Source organism: Vibrio sp. (assembly GCF_047973365.1).
GTDB lineage: Bacteria > Pseudomonadota > Gammaproteobacteria > Enterobacterales > Vibrionaceae > Vibrio.
Genome location: NZ_JBKEBW010000020.1, coordinates 1 through 16617, shown reverse-complemented (window position 1 = coordinate 16617; position 16617 = coordinate 1). Strand labels below are relative to the sequence as shown.

The 16617-nt window shown below is 42.1% G+C and carries 14 protein-coding genes and 1 pseudogene; 10 read left to right on the top strand and 5 right to left on the bottom strand.

Annotation, left to right across the window (positions count from 1 at the left end; genetic code table 11):
- Positions 1-56: 56 nt before the first annotated feature.
- The 5 genes from rpsA to pyrF all read left to right on the top strand — a co-directional run bounded on the left by rpsA (position 57) and on the right by pyrF (position 4766).
- Positions 57-1727: a 30S ribosomal protein S1 gene (rpsA, locus tag ACK5MF_RS03245; protein ID WP_416919321.1), complete on the top strand. Its 1671-nt coding sequence runs from the start codon at positions 57-59 to the stop codon at positions 1725-1727.
- Between the two features lie 307 nt (positions 1728-2034).
- Entirely contained in the window at positions 2035-2313 is a 279-nt protein-coding gene (gene ihfB, locus ACK5MF_RS03240; RefSeq protein WP_416919318.1) for an integration host factor subunit beta, read from the top strand.
- Positions 2314-2480: 167 nt separating this feature from the next.
- Positions 2481-2768, top strand: a complete 288-nt coding sequence (locus ACK5MF_RS03235; RefSeq protein ID WP_416919316.1) for a LapA family protein — start codon at positions 2481-2483, stop codon at positions 2766-2768.
- Positions 2769-2780: 12 nt separating this feature from the next.
- On the top strand, positions 2781-3950 hold the full coding sequence (gene lapB, locus ACK5MF_RS03230; protein WP_416919314.1) for a lipopolysaccharide assembly protein LapB: 1170 nt from the start codon (positions 2781-2783) through the stop codon (positions 3948-3950).
- 120 nt (positions 3951-4070) lie between these two features.
- Positions 4071-4766, top strand: coding sequence for an orotidine-5'-phosphate decarboxylase (gene pyrF / locus ACK5MF_RS03225; RefSeq protein ID WP_416919312.1), 696 nt, complete (start codon positions 4071-4073; stop codon positions 4764-4766).
- A gap of 97 nt (positions 4767-4863) precedes the next feature.
- Here pyrF and ACK5MF_RS03220 read toward each other — a convergent pair whose 3' ends face one another.
- Entirely contained in the window at positions 4864-5628 is a 765-nt protein-coding gene (locus ACK5MF_RS03220; RefSeq protein ID WP_416919310.1) for a DNA repair protein, read from the bottom strand.
- Between the two features lie 475 nt (positions 5629-6103).
- Between ACK5MF_RS03220 and cysB the strand changes: the two genes are divergently transcribed.
- Together cysB and ACK5MF_RS03210 are read left to right on the top strand one after the other, a co-directional pair.
- Positions 6104-7078, top strand: a complete 975-nt coding sequence (gene cysB / locus ACK5MF_RS03215) for an HTH-type transcriptional regulator CysB (RefSeq protein WP_416919308.1) — start codon at positions 6104-6106, stop codon at positions 7076-7078.
- A 54-nt stretch (positions 7079-7132) separates the two neighbouring features.
- Positions 7133-8335 carry a methyltransferase gene (locus ACK5MF_RS03210; RefSeq protein WP_416919306.1) on the top strand — a complete coding sequence of 401 codons (1203 nt, stop codon included), beginning with the start codon at positions 7133-7135 and terminating at the stop codon, positions 8333-8335.
- 5 nt (positions 8336-8340) lie between these two features.
- On the opposite strand, the pseudogene ACK5MF_RS03205 reads toward ACK5MF_RS03210, so the two are convergent.
- Positions 8341-8766: pseudogene (locus ACK5MF_RS03205) on the bottom strand (alanine dehydrogenase); the annotation flags it as partial.
- Between the two features lie 156 nt (positions 8767-8922).
- Here ACK5MF_RS03205 and lrp point away from each other — a divergent pair.
- Together lrp and ACK5MF_RS03195 are read left to right on the top strand one after the other, a co-directional pair.
- Positions 8923-9417, top strand: a complete 495-nt coding sequence (gene lrp, locus ACK5MF_RS03200; RefSeq protein WP_004726475.1) for a leucine-responsive transcriptional regulator Lrp — start codon at positions 8923-8925, stop codon at positions 9415-9417.
- 188 nt (positions 9418-9605) lie between these two features.
- Positions 9606-12524 carry a DNA translocase FtsK 4TM domain-containing protein gene (locus ACK5MF_RS03195; protein ID WP_416919303.1) on the top strand — a complete coding sequence of 973 codons (2919 nt, stop codon included), beginning with the start codon at positions 9606-9608 and terminating at the stop codon, positions 12522-12524.
- Positions 12525-12612: 88 nt separating this feature from the next.
- On the opposite strand, the gene dsbB is transcribed toward ACK5MF_RS03195, so the two are convergent.
- Complete coding sequence (gene dsbB, locus ACK5MF_RS03190; RefSeq protein ID WP_416919301.1) at positions 12613-13146, bottom strand: disulfide bond formation protein DsbB; 534 nt, start codon at positions 13144-13146, stop codon at positions 12613-12615.
- An 83-nt stretch (positions 13147-13229) separates the two neighbouring features.
- Positions 13230-14822, bottom strand: a complete 1593-nt coding sequence (gene nhaB / locus ACK5MF_RS03185) for a Na(+)/H(+) antiporter NhaB (protein WP_416919299.1) — start codon at positions 14820-14822, stop codon at positions 13230-13232.
- 641 nt (positions 14823-15463) lie between these two features.
- Between nhaB and fadR the strand changes: the two genes are divergently transcribed.
- Positions 15464-16303 (top strand): fatty acid metabolism transcriptional regulator FadR, encoded by an 840-nt coding sequence (gene fadR, locus ACK5MF_RS03180; RefSeq protein WP_416919297.1) that lies wholly within the window; start codon positions 15464-15466, stop codon positions 16301-16303.
- A gap of 160 nt (positions 16304-16463) precedes the next feature.
- On the opposite strand, the gene ACK5MF_RS03175 is transcribed toward fadR, so the two are convergent.
- A complete protein-coding gene (locus ACK5MF_RS03175) occupies positions 16464-16613 on the bottom strand; it encodes an IS3 family transposase (RefSeq protein WP_416919150.1) in 150 nt (49 codons plus the stop codon).
- Positions 16614-16617 lie beyond the last annotated feature (4 nt).

The following is a 16617-nucleotide window of genomic DNA, read 5'->3' as shown; positions in this document are numbered from 1 at the left end:
AATAACCCCCATGTGGTAGGATGCCCGTGGACGTTTACTTATTGAAGAATATATAAATGACTGAATCTTTTGCTCAACTCTTTGAAGAGTTCCTAAATGAGACTGAATTCCAACAAGGTAGTATCGTTAAAGGTACTGTAGTAGCTATCGAGAACGGTTACGTTCTTGTTGATGCTGGCCTTAAGTCTGAGTCTGCTATCCCTGCTGAACAATTCAAGAACGCTGCTGGCGAACTTGAAGTTGAAATTGGTTCTGAAGTAGATGTTGCTCTAGACGCTGTTGAAGACGGTTTCGGTGAAACTCAACTTTCTCGTGAGAAAGCTAAGCGTCACGAATCATGGATCGTTCTTGAGAAAGCATACGAAGAAGCTGAAACTGTTGTTGGTATCATCAACGGTAAAGTTAAAGGCGGTTTCACTGTTGAACTAAACGGTATCCGTGCATTCCTTCCTGGCTCTCTAGTAGACGTACGTCCAATCCGTGACACTGCTCACCTAGAAAACAAAGAGCTAGAGTTCAAAGTTATCAAGCTAGACCAGAAACGTAACAACGTTGTTGTTTCTCGTCGTGCTGTTATCGAATCAGAAAGCAGCGTTGAGCGTGACGAACTTCTTGAAACTCTACAAGAAGGTACTGAAGTTAAAGGTATCGTTAAGAACCTTACTGATTACGGTGCATTCGTTGATCTTGGTGGTGTTGACGGTCTTCTACATATCACTGATATGGCATGGAAACGCGTTAAGCACCCATCAGAAATCGTTAACGTTGGTGACGAGATCCTAGTTAAAGTTCTTAAGTTCGACCGTGATCGTACTCGCGTATCACTAGGTCTTAAGCAACTAGGCGAAGATCCATGGGTAGCAATCGCTAAGCGTTACCCAGAAGGTCACAAACTATCTGGTCGCGTAACTAACCTAACTGACTACGGCTGCTTCGTGGAAATCGAAGAAGGCGTTGAAGGTCTAGTACACGTTTCAGAAATGGATTGGACTAACAAGAACATCCACCCATCTAAAGTTGTTAATGTTGGCGACGAAGTTGAGGTTATGGTTCTTGATATCGACGAAGAACGTCGTCGTATCTCTCTAGGTCTAAAACAGTGTAAAGCTAACCCATGGCAGTCATTCGCTGAAGCACAAGCTAAAGGCGACAAAGTTACTGGTAAGATCAAGTCAATCACTGACTTCGGTATCTTCATCGGTCTTGACGGCGGCATCGATGGTCTAGTTCACCTATCTGACATCTCTTGGAACGTTCCTGGAGAAGAAGCTGTACGTGAGTACAAGAAAGGCGACGAGATCTCTGCAGTTGTTCTAGCAGTAGACGCAGAGCGTGAGCGTATTTCTCTAGGCGTTAAGCAAATGGAAAACGACCCATTCAATGCTTATGTAGCTGACAACAAGAAAGGTGCTCTAGTTAACGGTACTGTTACTGCAGTAGACGCTAAAGGCGCAACTATCGAGCTAGAAGAAGGTGTAGAAGGTTACATCCGCGCTTCTGAAGTTGCTCGTGACCGTGTAGAAGATGCTACTCTAATCCTTAGCGTTGGTGACAGCGTTGAAGCGAAATTTACTGGCGTTGACCGTAAAAACCGCGTAATCAACCTATCTATCAAAGCTAAAGATGAAGCTGAAGAGCAAGAAGCAATGGCTTCTATCAACCAAGAAGATGGTGCTTCTTTCGGTAACGCAATGGCAGACGCTTTCAAAGCTGCTAAAGGCGAATAATAGCTATATAGCAATCGCTAATAAGAAGGAGCCGCAAGGCTCCTTTTTTGCACCAGAAACTCTTTTTTTGCATCAAGAAACTATGAATCCGACTATTCAACCTGCTGAACGGAATACTGTTTGCCTTTTGTAAGTGCTTACAAAGCGCTTGAAACCTCAATGAGAGAATGTTTTCGCAAATAAACAGAGGATCTTGAGAAAAACTATTAGGTGTTTTGCCTGATCATTTTCTACAATAGTGAGTAAGTGTTTGTTGGAATTGATATTACTTACTATAATAAGTAGTAAAAAATCTATGAGGGAAATTATGACTAAGTCTGAATTGATCGAAAGGCTCTGTGCTGAGCAAACACATCTGTCGGCAAAAGAAATCGAAGATGCGGTAAAAGATATTCTTGAGCATATGGCCAACACTCTAGAGAGTGGAGATCGCATCGAAATTCGTGGTTTCGGTAGTTTCTCTCTTCACTTTCGTGAACCACGCGTTGGTCGTAACCCTAAGACAGGTGAAAAAGTTGAATTGGAAGGTAAATATGTACCCCACTTCAAACCGGGCAAAGAATTGCGCGAGCGAGTAAATGATTAATCTCCGTAGACAGATTGATTAAGTAAACGGATTGATTAAGTAAACAGATTGATGAAATAGGCGGCATGCTGATGAGGCGTGCCGCTTTTTTATGATATATAGACATGGTTTGTCAGGGGATTTTCCTGCATAATCAGTAAAACTGATTTATGGATAGGTGATGGACTATGAAAATTATAAAAATCGTTGTGGTACTCGCTCTCTTCTTGATTGCACTGGCTTTGGGCTCTCAAAACCAAGAAGTCGTGACTTTCAATTACTTACTTGCACAAGGTGAGTTTCATCTATCAACACTTCTTGGTTGTGTATTTGTCGCTGGTTTTGTTCTTGCTTGGGTTATTTTTGGTGGTTTACATCTCAAATCCAAACTACAGGTACGTAAGTTAAACAAGCAACTTAAGAAGGTGACTCCAGCAACCAAAGATCCATCTGAAAACAGAGTTAATATTGGATAAGGCTGTTTTTTGATGTTAGAAATTCTTTTCTTGTTATTACCAATCGCTGCTGCCTATGGTTGGTATATGGGCAATCGCAGCGCTCAACAGGACAAGCAGAAGCATTCACACCAAATTTCACGTCAATATGTTACGGGTTTAAATTTGCTGTTGTCTGATCAATCAGATAAAGCCGTTGACCATTTTATCGAGCTTCTTCAAGTTGATAACGAAACCATAGATACTCATCTCGCTTTGGGTAACTTGTTCCGTTCAAGAGGAGAAGTTGATAGAGCTATTCGTATACACCAAAACCTTATTTCACGCTCAGGTCTGACTGTTGATCAAAAGAATCTAGCGTTGCAGCAATTAGCAAAAGATTACATGGTTTCTGGTTTCTTAGACCGAGCGGAAAAAATCTTTGAACAGCTTGTTGATGAACCAGAACACCGTGAGTCTGCGTTACAGCAGCTGACTTCTATTTATCAGCAAACACGGGAATGGCATAAAGCCATTGAATGCGCTTCCGCCTTGGTAAAAATGGGTCGTAAACGCATGAGAAGTAGCATCGCTCACTTCCTCTGTGAGTTGGCGATGCAAGAAAAAGCCAATGGTAGTGATAGTAAAAGCATCCAATTGTTTAAACGTGCACTTTCTGAAGATCCTAACTGTGTCAGAGCCAGTATTGCTTTGGGGAAATCATACTTAGAGAGTGAAAACTACAAGCAGACCATTCATTATATGAAAATGGTGCTCGACCAAGATATTGATTTTATTGGTGAGGTTTTACCTACACTGGCTGAATGTTACTATCATCTTGGGCAAGAGCCGGAATTGGTTGAGTTTTTACGTAAGTGTATCGAGAATAAAGCGGGCGTATCAGCGGAGTTGATGCTAGCTCAGTTAGTTGCTCAACACGAAGGCGTAGCGACTGCGCAAGAGCTACTGACGCGTCAATTGGTAAAAAATCCGACCATGAAGGGCTTTTATCGTTTGATCGACTATCATATTGCTGAAGCGGAGGAGGGGAGAGCCAAAGCGAGCTTGTCCACGCTTAAAAAACTGGTCGGTGAACAGTTAAAAGTGAAACCGCATTATCGGTGTCGAAAATGTGGATTTTCAACCCATTCTTTATATTGGCACTGTCCATCCTGTAAAAGCTGGGGATCAGTTAAACCTATCCGTGGTTTAGATGGAGAATAGTAACAGTCAAAACCAATCAATTGGCTAGTGACTAATTATTAAGACTTGCAGCTGAAATAGCTGCATTTTTATCGCTCAATAGATACTTATTTATAGCTTAATAGATACTTAGGAGTAAAAATGAACGACCAGAAAGTGATTGTTGCACTGGATTATGATAATCAAGCGGATGCGCTTTCATTCGTCAGCAAAATCGACCCAACAAGCTGTCGCTTAAAAGTGGGTAAAGAGATGTTTACTCTTTTTGGTCCTGAATTTGTTCGTGAACTGCACAAACGTGGCTTCTCTGTATTTTTAGATCTGAAGTTTCATGATATTCCGAATACCTGTTCTAAGGCAGTGAAAGCGGCGGCTGAACTTGGCGTTTGGATGGTGAACGTGCATGCCAGTGGTGGTGAACGTATGATGTCGGCATCTCGTGAAATATTAGAGCCTTACGGTAAAGATCGCCCGCTATTGATAGGTGTTACTGTTTTAACCAGTATGGAGCAGAGTGACCTTGCCGGTATCGGCTTAGATGTTAAGCCTCAAGATCAAGTCATGCGTTTAGCTAAATTGACAAAGAATGCCGGTTTAGACGGTGTGGTTTGTTCTGCTCAAGAGTCACAAATGTTAAAGCAAGGCTTAGGAAAGGCGTTCAAGTTGGTGACTCCTGGCATTCGACCTGTTGGCGCTGACGTTGGCGACCAACGGCGCATTATGACTCCGTATGAAGCGGTACAGGCTGGTTCAGACTATTTAGTCATTGGTCGACCGATTACCCAAGCGGCCGATCCTGCTGCTGTGCTAGCCAGTATTAACGCGTCACTCGCTTAATGCGGATAAAAAATAAGGTTGCCTTGGCAACCTTATTTTTTTGCTTATTTTTTTGCTTATTTTTTTGCTTATTTTTGTCATGCGACTTAGGTACAGGTTACCACTTTTTCTTTTCACCAAAGAGCGCTTCCATATCATTGTTGCGTTCTTTCGCTTCAATCTCTTGCAGTTCAGTGGCACTTTTAGTTTGACGCTTATGCTCTAATTCATCATACATCTGTTGCAGTTTATCTCTTGCTTGGTTTGAGTAGTTGTCGTTTTTGGTACTCAAAACGTCCAAGCCTTTTCGTAGCAATTGAATCGCGGTACCGGGTTGACCACGAACAATAGAATCATTTGCGCGTTTAATTACGTTTTCGATGTTAATGCGAATTTGAATATTTTCCAGACGAGCGTTTTCCATCACATAAGTTTGGGTTTCGAATCGCCCTTTATTGTGCTCGCTTTTGATGGTATCTCTTAAACGTTTTACCAATTTAAGCATAACAATCGCTTGTTTATCGCTGGTCGGAACTTTAAATACCGTGCTGTCACCACCAGGGTGATTATCTTTCAAATGCTTAATTTGTGCGTTCATATGTTCAATGCGTTGCGCCAACTGTTTATTTTTCGGCTCAAGATCAAACATACTCTGCAAGCAATCCAAAATTCGGACATTTAGGCAAAGCAGTAATTCTTTACTAAAAGGCAGATGATGCGCATTGCCAATTAAATCTTCTGTGGCATCAATAATGGCTAAATATTTCGAAGATTCTTGCTTTTTTGCAGATTCAACTTTGACTTTGTACTGCAACATAATGTTGTAGCCCAAAACCAGAATAAGCAGTATTGCAACCAGCGCGATGATTAAACCTATATTCATATATTCCGTGTCTTCATTTTTCAATGGCTAGTGAATAGGGTACAGCAGCATAACTTATCACTACACCCAGAAATTTACTAATGCCATGATGATTTTTTTGAAGCAAAAAAACACCTCAACATGTATTGTTTGAAAGTCCGCACAAACTTGTGTCTATAAAAAGTGATACCAAACACATTAATTTCCTGATCAAGCAGACATTGAGTACCGATAAGCAAACCCTCCGAGCCATGGATGGCTCGGCGGAGCCCCAAGGATGGGTTTATGCGTGTTTGCGTTCGGTGCTCATTGTCTAATACTGAACCGATAAATAGTGAAATTGGTATGATAACTACTGGAGCTATTTCGCATTCTACATTTGGTTTTCTTTATTTTATAGTGTCGTTGCTTGTTGAGATCTTGCAAATTCTACTCAGTAGAGTATATAACTAATAATTATATAGCATACTCATTTAGGCAAGGATTTTAGGCAGTTATGAAGTTGCAACAATTAAAATACATCGTTGAGGTGGTTAATCACAATTTAAACGTTTCTGCCACCGCCGAGAGTTTGTATACATCTCAGCCGGGGATCAGTAAACAAGTTCGTCTATTGGAAGACGAGCTGGGTATTCAAATATTCGAGCGAAGCGGGAAACATCTGACTCAGGTCACACAAGCGGGTGAAGATATCGTACGGATTGCTACTGAGATACTCTCCCGAGTGGAAAGTATTAAGGCGGTTGCCGGAGAGCATACTCATCCAGAAATGGGCACATTGAATATATCCACAACACACACTCAAGCTCGCTATGCGCTCCCTGCTGTGATTAAAGGTTTTACGGCTCGTTATCCTAAAGTTTCGCTACACATGCACCAAGGGACACCGAGTCAAATGTCTGAATCGATTGCTAAAGGTGTTGCTAATTTTGCAATTGCGACTGAGGCGTTGCATCTATACCAAGACGCAGTAATGCTGCCTTGTTATCACTGGAACCGTTCGATTGTTGTACCCAAAGATCACCCTTTAACGAAGAAAGAACGTATTACGATTGAAGATTTAGCGGCATTTCCATTGGTGACGTATGTGTTTGGTTTCACTGGCCGTTCGGAATTAGATACCGCGTTTAATCGTGTTGGGTTAACACCTAAAGTGGTCTTTACCGCTACGGACGCAGACGTGATTAAAACTTATGTTCGTATGGGGATTGGTGTTGGTGTCATTGCCAGTATGGCAATTGATAAAGAACAAGACAAAGATCTCGTTGCGATTGATGCAAGCCATATCTTCGGCGCCAGTACCACCAGTATCGGTTTCCGTAGAGGAACCTTCCTACGCTCATATATGTTTGATTTTATGGAGCGTTTTGCTCCTCATCTAACTCGCCCAGTTGTTGAACAAGCTATCTCTCTTAAATCCAATATGGAAATTGAAGAGATGTTTAAAGATATTGAGCTGCCCGTGCGTTAAGGCTTTTACTTCATTTGCCTCTCCCTCTAAACTAATGCCAGTTTAGGGGGAGTCATGCAGTCTAGATTTCAAACACTCGATCAATTCTTAATTACACACCAATCGCTTTGGCGCTTTGAGGCTTTCTTTCAATGCTTTGAAGGAACGTCGTTGTGGCCGCAATATCCTCAATTAAATCATTGGCTTAATGCTCTAAATGTAGAGGGTATCGGTCGGCTGAAAAATAATTCTGATGAAATGATTGACCACCTCTCTAATCTCATCCCTGAACTTCGTATCATTCCTGAACTCGCTTATTTACCGACAGCCCAGTATGCAGTACTCGGCAGAAATATAGCATTGGAAGCTGGCATACCAGGTAGAAAGCTTAATCAGATTCATGCGTTGGGGCAGTGTGTTCTTTCTCGTCACCATGGTCGAGAATGGCTTGAATGGTGTTCTGGAAAAGGATACTTGGGGAGAATTCTGGCTTTCAATTCAAACCAACCTGTCGTGAGTTTTGAATATCAACAGCAGCTTTGTGACTCTGGGCAAAAAGATGCTGAGTATCTTTCTTTGCCGATGACATTTGTTCAAGGCGATGCATTTGATCTTAAAAGTGCTGAGGTATTTCACTCGGAACAGCATGCAGTGGCTTTACACGCTTGTGGGGATTTACACGTTCAGCTTATGCGTTATGCCTCCCGTGCAAAGACCAAAGCGATCAGTTTTTCGCCGTGCTGTTACCACTTAACGCAAGGCGATACATATCTAGCGCAATCAATGTTGGGGAAACATTCTAAGCTAAGATTAACCAAGCAAGAGTTAAGAATACCACTGCAAGAGACAGTTACTGGAGGCGAGCGGGTAAAACGCCACAGACAACAAGAGATGAGCTTCAGATTAGGTTTAGATGCTTTGTTACATGAAGCTTTTGCGGTCAACCAATACATACCAATACCTAGCATCAAAAAGTCTTTGTTAAGCGAAGGCTTTGAAGCATTCTGTGTATGGGCGGCTAAGCAAAAAGGCTTTGAACAGCCAGACGTTGATTTTTCCCATTATGAAAAGATAGGTGTTGAACGTTTCTGGCAAATGGAGCGCTTAAGTTTGGTTCAACAATGCTTCCGCCGTTTATTGGAGATCTGGCTTGTGCTTGATAAAGCGATATTTTTGCAAGAAAGTGGTTATCATGTTGAGCTGAGTGAATTCTGCAAACGAGAAAGCACACCGAGAAATATTCTTATTCATGCGGTAAGAGATCAAAATCGGCAGTAATGAAATATAGATATTCTGCCTGCGACCTCAGACATTGGTGCTAATAGTGGTAAGCGACCCATATTATCTGTTACAGTCTCATATGCTATACAGACAGCTTTGCTCTTGATTAGCTCTTCAGTTTGTGGAAAATCTGGAGCTAGGTGTAAATAAGTAAATAATATTTGCCCTTCTTTGAGTTATGCTCGTTCTACAGCTTGAGGTTCTTTAACCTTTACAATCATCTCTGCTTTGGCAAATATGTCTGCAGCGGTTGGAAGAATGGATGCGCCAGCGGCGATGTAATCGTCGTTTGAAATGCAAATGCCGTTTCCGGCATTTGTTTCTATAAAGACTTGGTGGTCGTGAGAGGCAAGTTCTCTCACACTTGATGGGATCATACCGACACGGTATTCGTGGTTTTTGATTTCTTTAGGTACACCAATGATCATCCTGACTCCTTAGCCTAACTTGGTTGTATTGACTATATCTTGAGTTGCATGACGAGTTTATTGCTAGTATATGCGCTATTGTATAAGATTTGAAACTGCATATTAAAAAGTTGTAGTATATTTTTTGCAAGGAAGTAATTAAGGTGGAATATAAAAATGGCAGACAACTATAAAAGGCCGTCCAAGGATCTTGACCGTATCGACCGCAACATTCTGAACGAGTTGCAGAAAGACGGTCGTATTTCGAACGTTGAATTATCTAAGCGAGTCGGTCTTTCTCCAACACCGTGTTTGGAGCGTGTACGTCGTTTAGAACGTCAGGGCTACATTACTGGTTATACAGCCTTATTAAACCCTCAATATCTTGATGCCTCACTATTGGTTTTCGTAGAGATTACTCTAAATCGTGGTGCACCAGATGTGTTTGAGCAGTTTAATACCGCAGTGCAAAAATTGGATGACATTCAAGAATGCCACTTGGTTTCAGGTGATTTCGACTATTTGTTGAAAACTCGTGTATCAGACATGGGGGCTTATCGTAAGTTGCTTGGGGACACATTGTTGCGTTTACCGGGTGTAAACGACACTCGTACCTACGTAGTAATGGAAGAAGTTAAACAAACCAATCAGTTAGTTATCAAAACTCGTTAATCATGCTTAAGTTCAGAATAGTGCTATTTCTTTCCGCATTCTGACTTTAGTTCATTGGGTTTTTGACCTTGATATGGTTAAATCTTCGAACAAACCGAGCGGCTTTTGCCGCTCGGACTGTTTTCACCTATCCAATATGAGTATAGTGTTACTTACGTTGGCCATAATAATCATATTCAAGTTGGTTTATGTTCAAAGAGAACAAAAATAAAGTCGAAACCATTATCAAAACGAGTGAGGAGATAAGCTCTGCGCGCTTGAATGGTATTCAAAGACTTAAAGAGTGCGGGCTGATCCTGACCGTTTTGGTTTCTATTTTGTTAGCCGTAGCGCTATATACATTTAATCCTGCCGATCCTTCATGGTCTCAAACTGCATGGGGTTCTGATATTCAGAATGGCGGTGGGATCGTTGGTGCGTGGGTTGCGGATACGTTATTTTTTGTATTTGGCTCATTAGCTTACCCATTACCTATTATTTTAACTGCCGCAGCCTGGATCATTTTTCGCAAACGTAGCGAAGATGAGAGCGTTGACCTCATGCTTTGGGGAACACGCCTACTTGGTTTAGTGATTCTGTTACTCACGAGCTGTGGATTAGCCGACATCAATTTTGATGATATCTGGTATTTCTCATCTGGCGGTGTGGTTGGTGATGTTCTTACCAGCCTTGCTTTACCGACACTCAATGCTCTCGGCACCACGTTGGCGCTATTGTTTTTTTGGGGAGCCGGTTTTACGTTGCTAACAGGCATTTCATGGCTGAGCATTGTTGAACAACTCGGTAATTTGAGCATTACAGGTCTGCACTGGGTGCTCAACCGTATCCGTGGTGAAAAAAGTGAAATTATTGAGCCTCAATTAACGGCACCTGCTGTTCTTGATTCAGCTCAACTCAGTCAACTTGAACAAAATGATCAACTGCCCGATTCAGTTGAAAGCTTCACAGCCATTACTGGTGAATCTGAGCAAGATGTGCAACCATCTGCACGCCGCTTTAATATCCACATGCCAAAAGAAGATCCAGCACCAAAAATACCTGCTGAATCTAACGTTTCTTTGATTGATTCGGTCTCAATTGATCCTGTCTCGCAAGCACCGAACTATCACTTCGAAGATGAGCAAGAAGATCTCCCGCCTCGCAGTAAGCAACTCTCTTCAACAATTGAAGAGTTGGATATGGTTGCTCGTGAATCGGATGACTTCGCCCAAGATGAAATGCCCGGGTCGTCTGTTCAAGGGCAACATGTTCAAGAGCAACTAGCACAAAATCGTGTCGCAGAAGATGTCTATCTGTCTGCTGCTGATCCTACATCTGACGAACCTATCGTCAATACCCGTCAGATTGATGATGTTATCGATACTGAATTGGATGATGACTATATCGAACCAACTATCTCTAACTTTGATGTCTTAGATGATGATGAGTGGCAGTCAGAGCCACAATCTGCTCAGTCTGAATATGATTTTGAAGACTATGATGAAGAAGGTGAAGAGATCGACCAAGATGACGATGTGGCTGCTTTCCAAAGTTTAGTTTCACAAGCTCAAGCTAATATGGCAGGGCAGCAAAATCCATTCTTGATGCAAAAAGATGTGAAATTGCCCAAGCCAACGGAGCCTATGCCTACCTTGGAATTACTCTATCATCCTGAGAAACGTGAAAACTTTATTGATAGAGAAGCATTGGAAGAAATCGCCCGTCTTGTTGAAGCCAAATTGGCTGATTATAAGATCCAAGCTGAAGTGGTTGATATCTTCCCTGGACCGGTTATTACGCGTTTTGAGCTTGATTTGGCTCCTGGAGTTAAGGTCAGCCGTATTTCAAGCTTGTCGATGGATTTAGCTCGTTCTTTGTCTGCAATGGCAGTGCGTGTGGTTGAAGTTATACCGGGTAAACCATATGTCGGTCTGGAACTGCCGAATATGAGCCGCCAAACGGTGTATTTGTCTGATGTTATAAGTAGCCCTCAGTTTAAAGAGTCGAAATCGCCGACGACAGTGGTATTAGGACAGGATATTGCCGGTGATGCAGTTGTCGCCGATCTGTCGAAAATGCCACACGTATTGGTTGCCGGTACAACTGGCTCCGGTAAGTCAGTGGGTGTAAACGTTATGATTCTGAGTATGTTGTATAAATCAACACCTGAAGATGTTCGTTTCATCATGATTGACCCGAAAATGTTGGAGCTCTCTATTTATGAAGGCATTCCACACTTGTTGGCTGAAGTTGTTACGGATATGAAAGATGCTTCTAATGCCCTGCGTTGGTGTGTGGGTGAGATGGAGCGTCGTTACAAACTTATGTCGGTGCTCGGCGTAAGAAATATTAAAGGGTTCAACGACAAGTTAAAAATGGCGGCAGAAGCCGGTCACCCGATACATGATCCATTATGGAAAGAAGGTGACAGTATGGACGCTGAAGCCCCGTTACTCGAGAAGTTGCCATACATAGTCGTTGTGGTCGATGAGTTTGCCGACTTAATGATGGTCGTGGGTAAGAAAGTGGAAGAGCTTATTGCTCGTCTGGCTCAGAAAGCCCGTGCGGCGGGTATTCACCTGATTTTGGCAACGCAACGCCCATCGGTAGATGTTATTACCGGATTGATTAAAGCGAACATACCAACTCGTGTTGCCTTTACGGTATCAACGAAAACTGACTCGCGGACTATTCTCGATCAAGGTGGAGCAGAATCACTGCTTGGCATGGGGGATATGCTTTATCTACCTCCAGGTTCAAGCCATACCATTCGCGTTCATGGTGCGTTTGCTTCCGACGATGATGTGCATGCTGTCGTTAATAACTGGAAAGCACGCGGTAAACCGAACTACATCAGCGACATCATCAGTGGCGATCAAAGCCCTGAGATGATGTTACCAGGTGAAAGAATGGAAAGTGATGAAGAAGTCGACCCTCTGTTTGACCAGGTAGTGGAACATGTGGTTGAAACTCGCCGGGGTTCGGTTTCTGGCGTGCAACGTCGCTTTAAGATTGGCTACAACCGAGCCGCGCGTATTGTTGAGCAATTAGAAGCGCAAGGCATCGTCAGTGCTCCGGGTCATAATGGCAACCGAGAAGTGCTTTCTCCTGCGCCCATTCGCGACTAATACTGATTTACTTTGAATATGAAAAGGCGCCAATTTGAATTGGCGCCTTTTGTCTTTTCATTTCGAAAATTTTATCTGATCGAATGTGTTATCTGAAAAATCGTCTTTGTTCTTTGAAAAATTGAGCAATGACGATCACGGCTAATGCAACTAGATTTGCGGCAAAAATAACCACTAACCATTGCGGCATAGATAAATCAAAAAATTGCCATACAATCTTGCTACAGTCGCCATAGGCTTCGAACATCGACGGGAGCCATTGGTTTAATGGTGCCCAGCCAGGGAACTGAACAAATACATCGCACGTTGCAAAAGGAGAGGGATGAAATTGATATTGAACGTGTTGTAGAGATAGCATTAGTCCTTTGTAGGCGCTAAAACCCCAACCAGCAAAACCTAGCCAACGAAATAGCGGGTTTTTAGGGGCAATTAACCCCACAACGGCAGCTCCGCCAATGCCTAACATTGCCACTCGCTCATAAATACACATGACACAAGGTGCTAAAACCAACACATGTTGGAAGAAAAGCGCACAAGCTTCGAAAAACAATACGAATCCCAATAACAGTATCCAAGAGACTCGGTTTTTAGAGAAAGTGTGCAAATTAGAAAAAAAATTCACAGTTTATCCTTACCGTTTAAGTGAAAAAGCTCTGAGTTATCAGAGCTTTTTATCCCGAAATAGTTTCCTATTCAACACAAATTTTAGTGGCTTGCAGGAACGTGAGCACCAACCGCATTGATTGGGTGGTGAGAAAGCCAGCCCAAATCGTAGAACATATGAGTCATTGGTTCAGTCAGGAAGACGATACCTGCTAAACCGACAAGGGTTAGTACCAAAGTATATGGCAATGCCATCAACACCATTCGCCCATATGACAGACGAATTAAAGGTGCCAGTGCTGAAGTTAACAAAAATAAGAATGCGGCTTGACCGTTTGGTGTCGCGACTGACGGTAAGTTCGTGCCTGTATTGATTGCAACAGCCAGTAAGTCGAACTGATCGCGGGATATGATCCCTTGCACCATAGCTTCTTTAACTTCGTTAATATAAACCGTTCCTACGAACACGTTATCTGAAACCATGGACAGCAAACCATTGGCAACGTAGAACAAGGCCAACTGTGTGCCGTTATCTTCGATATGGAGTACGGCATCAATGATGGGTTTGAAGAGGTGCTGGTCAATAATTACGGCTACGATTGAGAAAAATACAGCAAGCAGAGCGGTAAATGGCAATGCTTCTTCAAATGCTTTTCCCATAGAATGTTCTTCTATTACACCGGTAAAAGCAGTAGCAAGAATAATGACAGAAAGGCCAATCAAACCAACTGCAGCGAGGTGCATTGCTAAACCAACGATTAGCCAAACTGCGATGAGACCTTGTATCCAAAGTTTAGCAACATCTTGATTAGTGCGAGTTTTTCGCTCTTCCGTGTCGAAATCGATAAGGATCTGACGCACGTTAACAGGCAGTTCGCTGCCATAACCAAAGACTTTAAACTTTTCAACCAGAATACAGGTGAGAATGCCGCAGATAAAGACAGGCACAGTTACCGGAGACATTCGGATTAAGAATTCGCCGAAAAACCAACCCGCTTGGTCCGCAATAATAAGGTTCTGTGGTTCTCCAACCATAGTCATTACACCACCAAGAGCGGTGCCGACACCTGCATGCATCAGCAGAGAACGTAAAAAACCACGGTAGTTTTCTAAGTCATCACGTGTCAGTTCAGAGATATGCTCATCGTGGGTGTGATCATGTGATGAGTTGAATGACTGACCGGAAGCCACTTTGTGATAAATAGAGTAAAAACCTACCGCAACGCTAATGATGACGGCAATAACGGTCAGAGCATCTAAGAAAGCCGACAAAAAGGCTGCTGTCATGCAAAATGCTACTGAAAGTGCAATTTTCGAACGAATGCCAAGCAGTATTTTAGTGAAGATAAATAGCAGCAGATTCTTCATAAAGTAGATACCTGCAACCATAAATACCAATAGAAGTAGCACTTCAATATTGGCGACTAATTCATGTTTTACCTGAGCGGGACTGGTCATCCCAATCGCAATCGCTTCTATCGCCAATAAACCACCGGGCTGAAGTGGATAGCATTTTAATGCCATGGCTAAGGTGAAAATAAATTCAATGACAAGCAACCAACCAGCAATAAACGGGTTGATAAAGAAGAACACGATTGGATTAATAATAAGAAAGGCAATTATGGCAACTTTGTACCAATCAGGTGCTTTTCCTAGGAAATTCTTGATAAAAGCGTTTCCAAGGGACATCGGCATGGTCATTACTCTCACTGTTATAATTTATTTAACATGGATATGTGCTAGCTTCGATTTGAATCGTCGTAGAAATCTCAATCAAAGGCTTCTCAACAGTGACTTAGAAAGGCAATAAAGATAATCGCCTATTTAGAACCTTGCCAGGTCACTCCCTGATCACAACAAGCACTCTAGACTTTGACCGCAACTCTACCTAGATAACTTATTTAGTCAACAAGCAACTACAAGGTGCGGAAGTAAGCATTATTCATTCTTTAGTATGATATTTTGGCTTCATTTATAATTTGAGCTAACTAAAAAATTCTTTTCAAGCCTACATAAAGAATAAATGTGCGTAAATACAACCAAGCTCACGTAACTCACTATATTTAGGTAAGTTTATTTTTCGTTTAGTCCAATAGTTAATGTGATTTAACTCTCTTTTTTGTTGTGGTTTTTGTGCATTAAAAGTTACGTATCGAAATGTTTTGAAACATATTTTTCGGGTTTATATGATGAGTTGAACCTAATCATCAGACAATTTGCTTCACATTGGTTAGCTTTGTGACAAGTTTAGGGTTGCTTTGTTTCCGCTTGATGAGAACTAGTGGTATGATGAGTCTCAATCAAATCTAATAAATAGAAAACTGGATAAGTACTTAATGGTTATTAAGGCAAAAAGCCCAGCAGGTTTCGCCGAAAAATATATTATCGAAAGCATTTGGAACGGTCGTTTCCCACCTGGTTCCATTCTACCTGCAGAACGTGAACTCTCTGAACTAATCGGTGTTACTCGGACAACTTTACGTGAAGTGCTTCAGCGTTTAGCTCGTGATGGTTGGTTGACTATTCAGCATGGTAAGCCTACGAAAGTGAACCAGTTCATGGAGACATCTGGCTTACATATTTTAGATACACTAATGACGTTAGATGCAGACAATGCAACCAGCATTGTTGAAGATTTGCTCGCTGCTCGTACTAATATAAGCCCGATCTTTATGCGTTATGCATTCAAGATTAACAAAGAAAATTCTGAACGTACGATTACTAACGTGATTGAATCGTGTGAAGCACTGCTTGCCGCTGATTCATGGGATGCGTTTATGGCGTCGTCACCTTTTGCGGAGAAGTTGCAGCAACACGTTAAAGATGACGGTGAAAAAGACGAAGAAAAGCGTCAATCCGTGTTGATGGCCAAAACGTTTAATTACTACGACTATATGTTGTTTCAGCGTTTAGCATTCCATTCTGGCAATCAAATTTACGGCTTAATCTTCAATGGGGTGAAAAAACTTTACGATCGAGTAGGTAGTTACTATTTTTCAAACCCAGAAGCACGTGAGCGTTCACTCTCTTTTTATCGTGAATTGCTGACAATTTGCCGTTCTGGTGAGCGTGAGCAATTACCAGGAGTGATTCGTCATTATGGTATCGATAGTGCGCAGATCTGGAACAAGATGAAAGATACATTGCCTTCGAACTTCACCGAAGATGACTCTTAATTAAAGATGACTGTTAATTAAAGATGACTCTTTTCTCGTTCCCACGGTCCCCCGTGGGAATGCATACCAAAGCCAAAATAGGCAGTTAATCTGACTTTCTGTTAGTCAAATATGCATTCCCACGCAGAGTGAAGTGACCCCATAAAGTTGGACATTTCTGTTAAGCGGCTTGCAAGGCCTGATTTCGATATTCTATCGGAGTCAGGCCTTTAAATTTCACCTTAATCCGTTTTGTATTGTAATACTCTATATATTCTTCGATATTTGCAATCAGTTCATCAGCATCAGTGAAGCTTTGACCGTGATACATCTCT

Bases quoted from the DNA above. Each gene is read 5' to 3' on its own strand.
- rpsA (WP_416919321.1), top strand. From the start codon at position 57: ATGACTGAATCTTTTGCTCAACTCTTTGAAGAGTTCCTAAATGAGACT.
- ihfB (WP_416919318.1), top strand. From the start codon at position 2,035: ATGACTAAGTCTGAATTGATCGAAAGGCTCTGTGCTGAGCAAACACAT.
- ACK5MF_RS03235 (WP_416919316.1), top strand. From the start codon at position 2,481: ATGAAAATTATAAAAATCGTTGTGGTACTCGCTCTCTTCTTGATTGCA.
- lapB (WP_416919314.1), top strand. From the start codon at position 2,781: ATGTTAGAAATTCTTTTCTTGTTATTACCAATCGCTGCTGCCTATGGT.
- pyrF (WP_416919312.1), top strand. From the start codon at position 4,071: ATGAACGACCAGAAAGTGATTGTTGCACTGGATTATGATAATCAAGCG.
- ACK5MF_RS03220 (WP_416919310.1), bottom strand. From the start codon at position 5,628: ATGAATATAGGTTTAATCATCGCGCTGGTTGCAATACTGCTTATTCTG.
- cysB (WP_416919308.1), top strand. From the start codon at position 6,104: ATGAAGTTGCAACAATTAAAATACATCGTTGAGGTGGTTAATCACAAT.
- ACK5MF_RS03210 (WP_416919306.1), top strand. From the start codon at position 7,133: ATGCAGTCTAGATTTCAAACACTCGATCAATTCTTAATTACACACCAA.
- lrp (WP_004726475.1), top strand. From the start codon at position 8,923: ATGGCAGACAACTATAAAAGGCCGTCCAAGGATCTTGACCGTATCGAC.
- ACK5MF_RS03195 (WP_416919303.1), top strand. From the start codon at position 9,606: ATGTTCAAAGAGAACAAAAATAAAGTCGAAACCATTATCAAAACGAGT.
- nhaB (WP_416919299.1), bottom strand. From the start codon at position 14,822: ATGCCGATGTCCCTTGGAAACGCTTTTATCAAGAATTTCCTAGGAAAA.
- fadR (WP_416919297.1), top strand. From the start codon at position 15,464: ATGGTTATTAAGGCAAAAAGCCCAGCAGGTTTCGCCGAAAAATATATT.
- ACK5MF_RS03175 (WP_416919150.1), bottom strand. From the start codon at position 16,613: ATGTATCACGGTCAAAGCTTCACTGATGCTGATGAACTGATTGCAAAT.